The organism is Flavobacterium rhamnosiphilum (assembly GCF_004349195.1).
GTDB classification, from domain to species: Bacteria; Bacteroidota; Bacteroidia; order Flavobacteriales; family Flavobacteriaceae; genus Flavobacterium; species Flavobacterium rhamnosiphilum.
Genome location: NZ_SMLG01000002.1, coordinates 1 through 15,179, shown reverse-complemented (window position 1 = coordinate 15,179; position 15,179 = coordinate 1). Strand labels below are relative to the sequence as shown.

The 15,179-nt window shown below is 32.1% G+C and carries 13 protein-coding genes; all 13 read right to left on the bottom strand.

Annotated elements, in window-relative coordinates; all coding sequences use genetic code 11:
- Positions 1-12: 12 nt before the first annotated feature.
- The 13 genes from E0I26_RS03740 to thrS all read right to left on the bottom strand — a co-directional run bounded on the left by E0I26_RS03740 (position 13) and on the right by thrS (position 14,377).
- The gene (locus E0I26_RS03740) at positions 13-816 is read right to left on the bottom strand and encodes an endonuclease/exonuclease/phosphatase family protein (protein WP_131915163.1); all 804 of its coding nucleotides are present in this window, start codon (positions 814-816) and stop codon (positions 13-15) included.
- 270 nt (positions 817-1,086) lie between these two features.
- Positions 1,087-2,142: a type I restriction endonuclease gene (locus E0I26_RS03735; RefSeq protein WP_131915162.1), complete on the bottom strand. Its 1,056-nt coding sequence runs from the start codon at positions 2,140-2,142 to the stop codon at positions 1,087-1,089.
- Between the two features lie 287 nt (positions 2,143-2,429).
- Positions 2,430-2,750, bottom strand: coding sequence for a hypothetical protein (locus tag E0I26_RS03730; protein WP_131915161.1), 321 nt, complete (start codon positions 2,748-2,750; stop codon positions 2,430-2,432).
- 21 nt (positions 2,751-2,771) lie between these two features.
- The gene (locus E0I26_RS03725; RefSeq protein ID WP_131915160.1) at positions 2,772-3,077 is read right to left on the bottom strand and encodes a hypothetical protein; all 306 of its coding nucleotides are present in this window, start codon (positions 3,075-3,077) and stop codon (positions 2,772-2,774) included.
- Between the two features lie 155 nt (positions 3,078-3,232).
- On the bottom strand, positions 3,233-3,520 hold the full coding sequence (locus E0I26_RS03720; RefSeq protein ID WP_131915159.1) for a hypothetical protein: 288 nt from the start codon (positions 3,518-3,520) through the stop codon (positions 3,233-3,235).
- 197 nt (positions 3,521-3,717) lie between these two features.
- A complete protein-coding gene (locus E0I26_RS03715) occupies positions 3,718-4,386 on the bottom strand; it encodes a DNA-binding transcriptional response regulator (RefSeq protein WP_131915158.1) in 669 nt (222 codons plus the stop codon).
- An 11-nt stretch (positions 4,387-4,397) separates the two neighbouring features.
- Positions 4,398-6,116 carry a tetratricopeptide repeat-containing sensor histidine kinase gene (locus E0I26_RS03710; protein ID WP_165929399.1) on the bottom strand — a complete coding sequence of 573 codons (1,719 nt, stop codon included), beginning with the start codon at positions 6,114-6,116 and terminating at the stop codon, positions 4,398-4,400.
- A 184-nt stretch (positions 6,117-6,300) separates the two neighbouring features.
- A complete protein-coding gene (locus E0I26_RS03705; RefSeq protein ID WP_131915156.1) occupies positions 6,301-7,935 on the bottom strand; it encodes a tetratricopeptide repeat-containing sensor histidine kinase in 1,635 nt (544 codons plus the stop codon).
- Between the two features lie 282 nt (positions 7,936-8,217).
- Positions 8,218-10,827: a zinc-dependent metalloprotease gene (locus E0I26_RS03700; protein ID WP_131915155.1), complete on the bottom strand. Its 2,610-nt coding sequence runs from the start codon at positions 10,825-10,827 to the stop codon at positions 8,218-8,220.
- A 191-nt stretch (positions 10,828-11,018) separates the two neighbouring features.
- Positions 11,019-11,363: a 50S ribosomal protein L20 gene (gene rplT / locus E0I26_RS03695; protein WP_091205336.1), complete on the bottom strand. Its 345-nt coding sequence runs from the start codon at positions 11,361-11,363 to the stop codon at positions 11,019-11,021.
- 180 nt (positions 11,364-11,543) lie between these two features.
- On the bottom strand, positions 11,544-11,741 hold the full coding sequence (gene rpmI / locus E0I26_RS03690) for a 50S ribosomal protein L35 (protein WP_022827375.1): 198 nt from the start codon (positions 11,739-11,741) through the stop codon (positions 11,544-11,546).
- A gap of 115 nt (positions 11,742-11,856) precedes the next feature.
- Positions 11,857-12,414, bottom strand: coding sequence for a translation initiation factor IF-3 (infC, locus tag E0I26_RS03685; RefSeq protein ID WP_369800971.1), 558 nt, complete (start codon positions 12,412-12,414; stop codon positions 11,857-11,859).
- Between the two features lie 16 nt (positions 12,415-12,430).
- Positions 12,431-14,377, bottom strand: coding sequence for a threonine--tRNA ligase (thrS, locus tag E0I26_RS03680; RefSeq protein WP_131915154.1), 1,947 nt, complete (start codon positions 14,375-14,377; stop codon positions 12,431-12,433).
- Between the last annotated feature and the right edge of the window lie 802 nt (positions 14,378-15,179).

Below are 15,179 nucleotides of genomic sequence, written 5' to 3'. Positions count from 1 at the left end.
ATTGTATGTCAATTAATTCAAAGAGAATTCAAACCAAATAGGGATATGATCGGATATTATTCTGGCTTCTTTTAGGGAATTAAAATTTTTATGAAAAGGGATAATTCCCGAATTGATAGTATTGATTTTTGAAGTTTTGTAATACATATTGTCAAATTCAGAAGCGAGACATTTACCATTTTTGCATTCTTGTTTCAAAGAGGTTTTCTGGTTGACCAAAATCGATTGATACCCCATTTTTTTCAAGGGATTAAAAACCGTGTGCGATTGCGGACAATTGAAATCGCCTGCAAATATTAAATTCAAGTTAGGATATTCATCGGGTAAAAACCGGAAGTACTTTATCTCAGTTTCAGGTTGTCTATTTTTAGTAATAGCATGAAAATTAACGATAGTGAATTGTTTGTTTCCATATTGAAACGTACAAAAATACGGCTCCCTATCAATCTCTAGATGGTATTTTTTTTCGAGCCAAGCTTTTCCTATTTTCTTGACTTTACTCGTTTTCCAAATAAAGGCATAACGTTCCGTTTTGTAAGCGCTGCTGCTGGTTGGATCGCTAATTACATAATCCCATTTGGCTCCTTTGCGGTTGAGTTCATCAGCTAATCGGGCTACTGCTTGAGCACCGCCATAACCCGCTACAACCTCTTGAATTGCAATGATGTCATAGTCACGAAGTGTATTGGCGATATAGTTTATTGTTCCATCGGATTTAGATTTACCAAGATTTTCTATGTTCCAAGAAATGAGTTTGGTTTGGGAGAAAGTAAAGGTTGAAATAAGAAGGAGCAGGAGGGAAAAGAGGGGTTTCATTTAGTTAGTTGATTGTTGTTTACTATAATTTGGCTAAAGCCTTTTAGGTTTTAATAGTTTAAATTGCCCTCATTTGGAAATGGGGCAATTTAAACTATTAGAATCAAATAAAAATGGAGAATTAAATAATTATTTAAATTTTAAACTGCCTCTTGTTTTTGAATTATTTCAGAATATAATTCTTCAACTATGAATTGCCACCAGCTTCAGCTGGAGGAGAGATAAATTGGCTTTAGCCAAAATAACTATGATTCCTGATTTAAAAGGAAATCACTCCATTTCATACAACCCAACCGTTTCTAATAGCTCCTTTTCAAATTGATAAATGTCATCAACAGATTGAATAGCATGTTTCACTTCGGTTTTATTATCATTAAAAAGGCCAATGTGTTTTTTTCCTCCGTTGAGATGCAGTCTGCATAATGGTTTTCGGTTATTATCGTCTAGGAGAATCCCAAAATAAGATTGAGTATCCCTACAAATGATTCGGTTTACTGGAAGTTTGCGTCTTAGAATCGCAATTATAATTCGGAAGCCTTCCATTTCTTCTTCACTGGTGACTACACGACTTTCTTCCTCAATAGGCTCAATTTGTTCTGCTTTTTGCTTAATGGTTTCTTTGTTGAGAGCGGCATTTAAGCGATCATTAATTTTTTCACTGATAAATTGATTGAATGCTTTTTGGACTAATTCTTTAAATTCTTCCAGGACTTTTTCGGTTAGTCTTCCGGTGTAGACTTTGTTTGCAAACAATTTGACAAATTCATTGGAAGGATTTCCTAATTCGTCATTAATTTGTTTTTTGATCTCTTTTGTATATTTCAATGCGCTTGCATTGTTTACAATATGGTCAACATTGAAGCTTGATTTATGGAATTTAGCAATTTCAATGATGGAATTTTCTTTGAGATTGACAATGTCAAACTCAAGAAATGGTTTTTGGTCCATTTTATTTTTCTCATCTAAATCGGTGAAAAATTGATATTGGATTCCGTTGGTTAAAAGAGCAAAACGTGTTTTGGTAACATGGAAATAGCGAAATAACTGGGAACTGTGAACTGTGAGATTTTCTTTCCAACTTTTGCATTCAACAATGAGTATGGGATCCCCATTTTGAAAAATGGCATAATCTACTTTCTCTCCTTTTTTCAAACCTAAATCAGCAGTAAATTCTGGAACAACTTCCAGCGGATTGAAGGCATCGTAACCCAGCATGTTGATAAACGGCAATACAAATGCATGTTTAGTAGATTCTTCGGTTTCGATTTTATCTTTTAACTGATTGATTTTATCGGCTAATGATTTGAGTTGATTCGTTAATTCCATAGTTTGTTATTTAGTTAATTGATTGACTTCAAACCTGAACCATAAAAAAAAAACATCACTTTATGGTTTTCTTTATTTTATCTCCTTTTCCAAATTTTATATACCAAATAAATGATACAAATGGTACCCAAAAACATTATAGCAATTTGTATTGAAAATAATAGATTGGATTTCAAAATAATTAAGGGTTTCATTGATTTCGTATTTTAATTTGTGTAAACCTACCTCCATAAAAAATCATTAGTTTACGGTTTTCCTCATTTGGGGTAAAAAAATATAAATAAGTATTATTCAAACTCAGTATTATGAGTTTTTGTGTTTTTTTGGATGTAGATAATTTTTCCTTTTCGGTGTCTGGAGGGACTTTTTATTAGTCGTTGGTTTATAGAAATGCCAATACGATTTTGAATTGGATTCGTTTTTCCTGATTTAGTAAAAAGATCAATGTCTGCCTTTTCTTTGAGAATTAAAGTTTTAGTGTTGTCTTTATCTTCTAATAACCCATTATCATTATGAACATTGTTGAGATGAATTTGTAGCTGTTGTTTTGAGGGACAGGAGAATAGAGCCATAAATAGCAATAGTCCTATGAATATAATTTTTTTCATTTATTCTTTTTAAGACTATATTTAGTTAGAACATGCATTCACAATTTTCTTTCGGATTTTGAAAACTTTTGTAAGTTGTTTTTTTGTTAATAGCTCTTTTTTTATTCCTTTATTGAGTTTTTTGCTTAAGCTTTCAGACTTAACTTTTAAATAAGGATATCTTGATAATGAAAGTGTATTGCCTTTAAGTGATTTTTTATAATGAATGAGATACTCTTTGACATAATTATCATAATCATTGAGTTTTTGATCCCATTTATCTAAGATAAGTTCCTCTTTATTTTTTTCGAGTACGTTCAAAAGGGATTTGGTTTCGTTTTTCTTCATAACTTAAATTGTTTTATGGCATCAAAATTAGGGGTGATAAAAGTGATTGTCTTACGGGAAACCGTAAACCATTAGAAAATTAAATACAAGAATGTTATATAGGCTGTCTCAGCTTATAAAATATTCTGAATTAGACACCTTAAAATAAAAGATTATTATTGTTTTACCCAATTGCTTGCAATCCAGTCTAATAATTGTAGTCGGTAGATTTCGTTTTCTAAAGAGGGATGTTGTAAAAAGCTTTCTGCTTTTTGAAAACTTGCTTTTGTTTGAGGAACTTTGTATTTTTTTAGAAACTGATTGCAGAAATGTACTACTTCAAATTCTTCTGTTTTATTAACACAAATCCTATCAAGAACTTCAATAGTTTTAGGATCGTTTTCTATATCAATAGTTTGTGAATATCCAGCAAATGCTAAGTCTTCTCTTGTAAAATCAGCCATTTTATATGATTTAAAGTTGTATTGGCCAAACCTAATATCTTTAGAAATCATTTCTTTACGGGAAACCGTAAAAGGGGTGATTATTTTAAAAAAAATGCAAAATTAATGAGTTTCTACAATTTGAAATTATTAATTTTTTTAAATGGATTCAATTTATCGTTATACAGTTTTTTTGTTGGAAAGAAGTAGTAACAAGATTAGACCAAGCCTAAATCTTTGGTAATGGCAATAAGATGCACATTATTGCTGGCTTTGAAATATATTTTTAATCTGTTTATTCGTTTTTCGAGACTACTGCTGCCATTTGGAATGATTCCTGAATCTTTAAATTCCGATGAAATATCCTCAAGAGTTAAACCTTTAGATAATGATTTCAAAAGCGCAATGTCATAGGATTCAATTTCAAAAAGTGATTTGTCTCTTAAAGCATGAGATAATTCAGGCGATAGTTTGATTTCTTCATTGTTATAAATGCGTTGAATTGCTTTCTGGAGCTCAGGAATACTGTCCCGTCCTTTAGATACATAGGCATTAATTCCTAAGTTATTGAAAAGTGATTTTATTCTAAAGGATTTATCTTCAATAGAGAATACTATTGTCTTGATGTCAGGTTGTACTTTTTTTACAGCCTCAATTAGCTCTTCTCCGGAGCAGAGCTTATTTTCTCGATGGTCTGGCTTGAATGATAAATCACTAATTAATAAGTCATAAGGCTGATTATCATGAAGCGCTTTTTTTATTTTTAAAAAAGCATCATCACAGTATTTGGCATGATGAATTTCTAAGATGGAGATTTCCCCTAGTGCTTGAACAACAGCGATACTGATACTGTCTAAATCTTCGGCTACTAAAACTTTATGGAACATAGAATCGAGTATTATATTGGAATAATAAATTGCACTTTAAATCCTTTATTAGATTTAGTATCAAAAGTAATTATTCCTTTTATGGCCTGAATACGGTTTTCCACATTTTGGAGTCCATTTTTTGAATTTAATTGTTCTAATGTTGCTCCGGCCCCGTTGTCCGTATAATATATTTGTAATTTGTTTCCTATTTTTTTAAAAGTTAGAACAACCAAACTGCATTTGCTGTGTTTTTTCATATTGACCAACAATTCTTGGATAACACGATAAATGATGATTTTTTTGTTACTATCTAATGCCATCCAATTGATTGAATCCATTCCATTAGTTATCACATTTACTTCCTGGGTATTAAACCCGGACATCATTTCTTTCAAATCAGATATAAATAATGGCCCGGTTTCCATAGCATTATTTTCTCGGGATATATTTCGTGTCCTTGAATAAATGGTGTCTAGATTGGAAATCAATATTTCTTTATTATGATTTGTGGATAAATCTTGAGTTTCAGCAAAAGCCATGGTTTGATAGACATCGTTAGCCAATTCATCGTGAAGTTTTTTAGAAATCCGAATTTCGGTATTATAAGCAGCTTTAATCTTTTCTCTTTTATTTCGGGCTAATAGTAGATTAGTTATAAAAATACTGATTACAGTAATGGTTCCCACAACTAAATATAATATTAGATTTCTCTTTTTTTGATGTTCTAATTGAATAATTTTTTGGACTTTTAGTTTTAGATTTTCATCTTTTTCTTTTTTTGAATCGTATTTTATTTTGGCAAATTGATTCTTAGCCTTTTGTCTCACTTTATTTATACTATCATTGATATGTATGTGTTTTATAGAATATTCTTTGGATTTATTTCCTGTATTGAGTTCAATTAATAATTTTAAACTTAGCAATCGACCTTCAATATTGTTTAGTTTTGTTGCTTTTTCATAAGCTATTAGGGCATAATCTATGGCTAAATTTGGATTGTTTTTTTGATAAAACTTAGAAAGATTGTAATAACTTGAAATCAGTCCCCAGTCATCCTTTCTTTGCGTTCTTATTTTTAAGGAATGATTCAAATAATTAATTGCTTTTGAATCACCTACTTTAAAATAGGAATATCCTAAATTATCGATTGCTCTGGAAAATGCTTCAGGATTATTAATTACTTCTTTTTTTAAAGATAAAGGTTGTAGAATTTTTATTGCTGTATTATAATCTTCCTTTTCCATGAATACAACAGCAATATTATTTTTTATATCTGATTTTCGAAGTTCATCAGTTTTTAAATTTAATGCTTTGTTGTAGTAATAAAGTGCATTTTCATAATCATATGCATATAAATAATTAATACCCATTATGGTATAAATATTCCATTTATATTTGGGATTTGTAGTTTTTTCTAAAAAAGGAATCGCCTCCATAGCTGTAGTTTCACTACCAGAGTAATCCCCTTGGTTTTGTTGAATGGTAGCTAAATTTGATATTGAATAGATGATTTTAGAAACATCTTTTTTTTCATCACAGACTGATTTTGCTTTATTAAAATAATAATAGGAACTATCATATTCTGATTTTTCAAAATATTTGTCACCTAGATCAATTAGTCGATCAATTTCAGCTGTATTGTGTTTTTTCTTGGGATTGTTTAGCGTCTTTTTTTCACAGGAATAAAGTATTAAAAAGAATGACAATGATAAAAAATAAACTATTGGGGGTAACTTTTTTAGAATCATTCCCCGAAAATAAAGAAATTAATTAAAATATAGAAACTATCTTCAAGACAATTTAGAGTATAGTTTTAGAGGAAGAATTGGAACTTTCAGTTTCTATGCATCAATTAAATTATTATCAGTGTTTTAGATAATTATACTGTTTAAACTTTGGTAGTTAAAACTTGATTAAGCAGGTGAATTAGAATTATATTGGAAAAATAAAATGTATTCTAAACCCTTTATCGGATTTAGTGTCATAAGTAATTGTTCCTTTTATAGCCTGAATACGGTTTTCCACATTTTGAAGCCCATTTTTTAAATTTAATTGGTCTAATGTTGCTCCAACCCCGTTGTCCGTATAATCTATCTGTAATTTATTTCCATTTTTTTTGAAAGTCAGTACAACTAAACTGCATTGACTGTGCTTTTTCATGTTAACCAGTAATTCTTGAAGCACACGATAAACAATAATCTTTTTATTACTTTCTATTGTCAACCAATCAATCGAATCCATTCCATTAGCCAGTACATTTACTTTATCTGTATTGAATCCGGACATCATTTCTTTCAAATGGGATACAAATAATGTTCCTGTTTCTATGGTGCTGTTTTCTAGGGATATATTTCGTGTTCTGGAATAAATAGTATCCAGGTTGGTCAGTAATATTTCTTTATTCTGACTGGTGGATAAATCCTGTGTTTCCGCAAAAGCCATAGTGTGATACACGTCATTAGCCAATTCATCATGAAGTTTTTTAGAAATCCGAATTTCGGTATTGTAAGCAGCTTTAATCTTTTCTCTTTTATTTCGGGCTAATAGTAGATTAGTTATAAAAACACTTATCATAATTATAATTCCGACCACTAAGTATAATAATAGATTTCTGTTTTTTTGTTGCTCTAATTGAAGTATTTTTTGGGCTTTTAGTTTCTGATTTTCATCTTTTTCTTTTTTTGAATCGTATTTTATTTTGGCAAATTGATTCTTAGCCTTTTGTCTTACTTTAGTAATGCTATCATTGATATGTATGTATTTTATAGAATATTCTTTGGATTTATTTCCTGTATTGAGTTCAATTAATAATTTTAAACTATAGAGGCGGTCATCTGGGCATTTTAATTTTGTAGCAGCATTATAGGCTAATAATGCATAGTCATTTGCTAAATTTTTATTTTTTTTGTGATGATATTCGGATAGATAAGCGTAGCTTGAAATTTTACCAATATCATTCCTTTTAAGTCTTATTTGAAGTGATTTATTTAAATAATTTAATGCTTTAGAATTACCTATTTTAAAATAGCAATACCCTAGGTTTGTCAATATTCTTGAATAACTAGATGAATCATTCAATACTTCTCTTCTGGTAATTAAAGGCTCCAGTATAGTAGCCGCCTTTTTAAATTCTTTCATTTGTAGATTTACAAATGCAATATTATTTTTTATATCTGATTTTCGAAGTTCATCAGTTTTTAAATTTAATGCTTTATTGTAGTAATAAAGAGCATTTCCATAATCATATACACATAAATAATTATTACCCAATATAGTATAAATGTTCCACTTGTAGTTGGGATTTGAAGTTTTCTCTAAAAAAGGAATGGCCTCCATAGCTGTAGTTTCACTACCAGAATAATCCCCTTGGTTTTGTTGGATGGTAGCCAAATTAGATATTGAATAGATGATTTTAGAAACATCTTTTTTTTCATCACAGGCTGATTTTGCTTTATTAAAATAATAGTAGGAACTATCGTATTCTGATTTTTCAAAATATTTGTCTCCTAGGTCAGTCAGCCGATCAATTTCAGCTGTATTATGTTTTTTCTTGGGAATGTTTTGCACCTTTTTTTCACAAGAATGAAGCACTAAAAAGAACGACAATGATAATAAATAAACTATGGAGGCTAACTTTCGTAGAATCATTTTCCGAAAATACAGAAATTAATTAAAACATTGAAACTATTTACTAAGCAATTTAGAGTGTTCCGGTTTGCATCCTATAAAATCATTACGCAATATATTATTGATAAATAATTAAAACAATAGTAACATAAAGGACTAAACTATAGTTAAAAAAAACTCCCATTCTGATTTTTAGAATGGGAGTTTTTTATGCTTAAAAAATTATTTTATGGAAAGTGCATTATCGATTAGGAAAATAAGGTTGCCGCGATGTGCTCGGGTACTTTCATCTATGGAAGATGCTGTAAGAAGTATTGATTTAATTTTTTTCAATGTTTGTCTTGCGGCAGCTTTCGAAATATCATCATAAGAGTTTCTGGAAGAATTTATATCCGAAATTTCTATAGCCTGTTTAACAAAATAAGTTTGAAGGTATTGTCTGTGCATATTTACTTTTCCAACTAAATCAGCTTTGAATATTCCGCTAACTAAATCATTCATAACTTCTGCTACTGAATACGTATTGCCGTAGAGACTAGTGTTAGAAATTCTTTGCAATGTTGTAGGATGCAGAATGTGTGAAAGCGCTCCATCAGTTTGCATGGATAGATATATGCCACTCAATTTTGGATCTTCTGTAGAAGAGAAGAATCCAAATCCACGTCTTTGTAATTGTAAATAAGGGTATAAAGAGACGTCAGCTTCAAATGCATTTGGTGCAAATGCATATTTATTCAATACCTCAATTGCTCTTTTTTGCTCAGCTTCAGACACAGGGGTGAATGGTTTTTCAGTTGTATTTTGCCCAACATAACTTCGGTCAACATATACTCCGCCAATATAGCGACTTACTACAGCTATCATGTTTCTTCTTTGTCCGTTTAGCATGCTGAATCTAGAGCGTAATTCTGCATAATTCTGTCCAGTTTTACTATATTTTACTTTGAGTTTAGGCATTACAGTATTGACTAATTTAAATCGGCTTTCGGCATATCCTATTGCATCACTACTCAAGTCTTCGATCATTACATGTGGATCAATCGCCTTTCCCGATGCTCTCATGTCATCCGCATCATTACCAAAAGCAAGTCCTGGTTCTGTACTGCGGCTAAGAATTTTGTTTAACTCATTTTCTTCCAGTTTTTCATCAAATTCTTTGTATCCATATTCAATGGCCCAAAGATCGTATGGTCCGGGTTTTGTAGTAAAATAGTTTCCTTGTTTTGTTCGATCCAAAGAAAGATTAATAGTAGGATAATCCATTACAGAACCAATTAAACCAATTTTTTCTGTAATTGAAGTGTCATTAAGTTCAGAAGGACTTAACATTTGACTTGCTTTCATATTGTGATTTAAGCCTAAAGTATGACCCATTTCATGTAAGATTAAATAATATAAAAACTCTTTATGAACTTTTAAAATAGTTTTTGGATCTTCATCATAAGCTTCTGCTATAGTTGCACCTGTCAAAAACTGACTTTTTAGTTCACTTGCCATCGTACAAAGATGCCCATCTGAATGAAAATAGGTGTTTAGATTGTTTTGATTTTGAATACTTTTCGCCGAAAACAATTCATCATAAATTGGCGATCTGCTTCCTGAACTCCATTCTACTGTAATATCAGAACCTAAAATCTGTCCTGTTCTTGGGTTGGCAAAACTGGGTCCAATTGCACCATAATTTGGATTTGCTGAAGCAACCCAACGAATAACATTATAACGCACATCTCCTGCATCCCAATCAATAGTGTCAGGTTGTATTTTCATCACAACAGCATTTTTGAAACCTGCTTTTTCAAAAGCTTGGTTCCAACGATTACCTGCCTCAACAATAGTTTGACGATATTCAACAGGGGTTGTATTTTCAACCCACCAAACAATAGGCTCTACAGGTTCGCTGAGAGCTGCCGTAGGATCTTTTTTTGTCAAATACCATCGATTGATAATGTCTTTATAAGGTGTTGGTTTTATACTGGTTTGGTCGTTAATAGTTTGCCCAAAATATCCAATACGAGGGTCATCCTGTCTGGATTTGAAATTATTCTCTGGTATTTCTAAAAATGTATGTTGCATACGAACACGAATATATCGTGCATCAGTAATGTCATCTCCACCGCCATTTAAAGGTGCTGGATTATCATAAGCCAGATCTACAACTACATCAGTATTATTAGGAAATGATCTGATGCTATGGTATTTTGATTTTGCTGAATTGAAATTACCAAGGTTGAAAATTGCTCCCGGAGGTATTCCTGGAGGCATTGTTGGTTTCACGGGATCTAATTTTTCACTTAAGAAAAGTCCGTCAGCAACAATTAAGAAACCAGTACTGTCTTGTGCTACAATTTTCTCAGCTAAGAAAATTGCTTCTGAAATATCAGTACCGGCTGTTTTACTAACGGCATTTTTTTTGTCGTAATAAAAAGCGGTGTTTACTAATCCAAATTCAATTTTGTCATTGGCTTTCTTTATGTTGAAAATACTTGTTGCACGATGCATACTTTGATTTAAAAACAAAGCCGTTGGTCCATTCATGGAATAGCTTTGATAAATAAATTCCTTATTCAGTTGGTTTTTCTTAATGTAAAGTTGCATATTTCCGGTAACCGTATCCTGATACATGGTAAACAAGCCTTCAATTTTTTTAGAGCTTTTTATTTTATCATTTATAGAAACAGTAGCAGTTTTTTTCGCCTTAATGCTATCTAATTTAGCAGCTGCAATCTCTTTTTTGTTTTTCTTTTTGCGATTGGTTTTTTCTTGAGCAAATGTGGAACTTGTAATAAATAAAAACACTAAAGAAAGAAGGAGTGTGGGTTTTAATTTAGTCATAGTATTTGAGTTTAATGAAAAATGATAGGAATCACGTCTAATTTTTTAAAAATCCTTACGAAAATAGAATAAATTTTTGAGATTAGTTGTATATTTTTTAATTAGAATAGATTGTTAAAAACAAAAAAACCCCAATCTTTCGATTGAGGTTTCTATATAAGTAAGTAATCTAAATTGAGTTGATAAAACGTTTATTTTACTTTATTAAGTACTGCTTTGAAAGCTTCTGGGTGGTTCATAGCTAAATCTGCAAGAACTTTACGGTTCAATTCGATTCCGTTAGCTTTTACTTTACCCATGAATTGTGAATAAGACATTCCTTCCAATCTAGCTCCAGCGTTGATACGTTGAATCCATAAAGCACGGAAATTTCTTTTATTCACTTTTCTGTCACGGTAAGCGTAGCACATTGCTTTCTCTACCGCATTCTTAGCAACTGTCCAAACGTTTTTACGTCTACCAAAGAAACCTTTGGCTTGCTTCATTATTTTTTTTCTTCTTGCTCTTTTAGCAACTGAATTTACCGCTCTTGGCATAATTTTACTGTTTTTTTTGTAGCAGGCGCCCCGAATTAAATCAAGAGAACTTAAAAGCCATACTCCAAGGTTATTTTAAATTGTTTTAACCTAAAGAATTTTTTAAAATAATTATAAATTGTAAATTATAAATTATAGACCATGAGTGAACAATTAATAATTAACAACTAACAATTGATCTTAGATAATTCTTAATTGTTGTTTGATGCTTTTCATATCTGTTTTGTGAACTAGCGCTGAGTGTGTCAAAGCTAATTTACGTTTTTTAGACTTTTTAGTCAAGATGTGACTTTTAAAAGCATGCTTTCTTTTAATCTTTCCAGAACCAGTAACTTTGAAACGTTTCTTGGCGCTAGATTTGGTTTTCATTTTAGGCATTTTTTCCTAGTGTTTTAATTTATTCTTACTTACTATCTTTTAGTCTAAAGTTTAAAAGTCTAAAGTTTAAAAGTCAGCTTATGACTTTCGGTTTTATGACTTTCGACTTTAAGACTTATTTCTTCTTTTTCGGAGCAATGAACATAATCATTCTCTTTCCTTCTAAAACTGGCATCGCTTCGACTTTACCAAATTCTTCAAGATCTGTAGCTAATCTTAATAATAAGATTTGACCTTGATCTTTATAGATAATCGAACGACCTTTAAAGAAAACAAACGCTTTCAATTTCGCCCCTTCTTTTAAGAATTTCTCAGCATTCTTTCTCTTAAATTCATAATCATGCTCATCTGTTTGAGGTCCGAAACGAATTTCCTTAACGACTACTTGTGTAGATTTCGCTTTTAGGATTTTATCACGTTTCTTTTGCTCGTAAACAAATTTTTTGTAATCCATGATTTTACAAACCGGTGGATCCGCATTTGGTGAAATCTCAACTAAATCCAATTCAAATTGGTCAGCTAATCTTAAAGCTTCCGAAAGTTTAAAAACTCCAGGTTCAATATTTTCACCTACAAGTCTTACTTCTTGTACACCACGAATAAGGCTGTTTATTCTGTGGGCATCTTTTTTTTCTACGCGAGGTTGGTAACCTCTGTTGCTTCTTATTGCTATGACTTTATAATTTAAGTTAAACTGTAAATACTTTTAATGTTTTATTGATCTCTTCGTTTACAATAGCAGCAAATTCTTCTATTGTAACGCTGATATTTCCTTTTCCTTCCTGTCCATGACGACGGATAGATATAGTACCATTTTTCTCTTCTTCCTCGCCTACAATCAACATAAACGGGGTTTTTTGCATTTCTGCATCCCTGATTTTCTTGCCTATTGTCTCGTTTCTGTTGTCAATGAGGGCGCGAATTTCGTGATTTTCTAGCAAATCTAAAACTTTTTTCGCATATATTTCATATTTCTCGCTCAAAGACAATATTATAGCTTGTTCCGGCATTAACCAAAGAGGGAAATTTCCTGCTGTATGTTCTAATAAAATCGCAATAAATCGTTCCATAGATCCAAATGGTGCTCTATGAATCATCACCGGTCTGTGTAATTCGTTATCAGATCCTTTGTAAGTCAAATCAAAACGTTCTGGCAGGTTGTAATCTACCTGAATCGTTCCTAATTGCCATTGTCTTCCCAAAGCATCTTTTACCATGAAATCCAGTTTTGGGCCATAGAAAGCTGCTTCGCCATATTCAACTATAGTATTCAAACCTTTGTCAGCAGCAGCATTGATAATTGCATTTTCTGCTTTTTCCCAGTTTTCGTCTGTACCTATATACTTATCTCTGTTTTCTTTGTCTCTCAATGAAATCTGAGCAGTAAAGTTTTCGAAGCCTAAAGAACCAAATACATATAGTACCAAATCAATTACTTTCTTAAACTCTTCATCCAGTTGTTCTGGAGTACAAAAGATATGCGCATCATCCTGAGTAAACCCTCTTACACGAGTCAAACCGTGTAATTCACCACTTTGTTCGTATCTGTAAACAGTACCAAATTCGGCATAACGCTTTGGTAAATCTTTGTATGACCAAGGACGTACATTGTAAATTTCGCAGTGATGAGGGCAGTTCATCGGTTTCAATAAAAACTCTTCTCCCTCAGCTGGAGTACTTATAGGTTGGAAACTATCGGCACCATATTTTGCATAATGCCCTGAAGTTACATACAATTCTTTCTGACCAATATGCGGAGTCACCACTTGTTCGTAGCCGCCTTTTTTCTGAGCTTTTTTCAAGAACTGTTCAAGACGGTCTCTCAAAGCAGCACCTTTCGGCAGCCATAATGGCAAACCTGCGCCTACTTTTTGTGAAAAAGCAAACAGTTCCAGTTCTTTACCTAATTTTCTGTGATCACGACGTTTCGCTTCTTCCAGTAATTCTAGATATTCAGTTAAATCCTTTTGTTTTGGGAACGAAGTTCCGTAAACACGAGTCAGTTGTTTGTTTTTTTCATCACCACGCCAGTAAGCGCCTGCAACACTCATAATTTTCATTGCCTTGATAATTCCAGTATTTGGAATGTGGCCACCGCGACATAAATCTGTGAAAGTGTCATGATCACAAAACGTAATGGTTCCATCCTCAAGATTTGTAATCAATTCTGTTTTGTAAACGTTATCCTTATATAGTTCTAAAGCTGCTGCTTTAGAAACAGGACGCAGTTTGAATTCATGTTTCCCTCTTGATATTTCAAGAACACGGTCTTCTATCTTTTTAAAATCAGCATCAGTTATTTTCTGATCTTCAAAATCCACATCATAATAAAACCCATTGGATATTGCTGGTCCAAGTGTTAGTTTGATACCAGGATACATTTCCTCAAGAACCTGTGCCATTACGTGTGAAGTCGAATGCCAAAAAGCTTTTTTCCCGCCTTCGTCATTCCAGGTATATAATATAAGACTGCCGTCCGTCGTCAAAGGAGTTGTGGTTTCCACAGTTGTACCATCAAAAGAAGCCGAAATTACATTTCTGGCAAATCCTTCACTAATGCTCTTGGCAACATCCATAGGAGTAATCCCAGGAGCAAACTCTTTAATTGACCCGTCGGGCAAAGTAATCTTAATCATCGTTTATTATTTTAAGAATGCAAATATAGACCATTACAAAAATACATACAATATATATGTAAGGTTTGTTGCTTCAATTAGGTCTAAAAACAAAATTGGTACTCATTATATATAGGTAAAGGGCAAATGTTTCCATTAGGAGCTGTTTCCTGCTATTCGTTTCAAATGAAATTCACTGAACTCCGATTAAAATAAAAGTATAGTGAAGTAATCTTTTCTCTCGTAAAAGAAACGATAGAAAAGGATTTTTACTGCTATCGGGGCTAAGAAAGTAGTTTTGGTAAGTCGTAATCCGGTCAAAAGGCAATAAATCACAATATCCTGAAGGATTCTATAAAAGAAGAAGGCAAGATATGATCGCATATATAATGACTTCCGCTGTTTTTTACTCATAAAGTCACCTTCTCCGAAGAAGATTGGGGTTTTGTTTAAAAAAACTTTGAGATTCAAGAATCATGTTTTCAGCGTTTTAAAGATTAGGTTAAGAAAAGATTAAAAAAAGAGTTTAAAAAAGCTTGTAAAAGCGAATAAAGGGTGTAGTTTTGCACCCGCAATGACGCAGACGTTCTTTTAAATACTGGCAAGTAATAGTAATCAAAACGGGAAATTTATTTTCAAAAAAAGATTGCGAAAAGCTTGTGAGATTAGAAAACGGATGTTACATTTGCACCCCGCAAAACGCGCAAAGTTCCTTGACAGATTGATGAGAAAAGAGAAGAAAACGAGATAGAAATATTTCTAAAAAAAACTTCAAAATTTTCTTGCCAGTTGAAAAAAGAAGTTGTACTTTTGCACCCGCTTC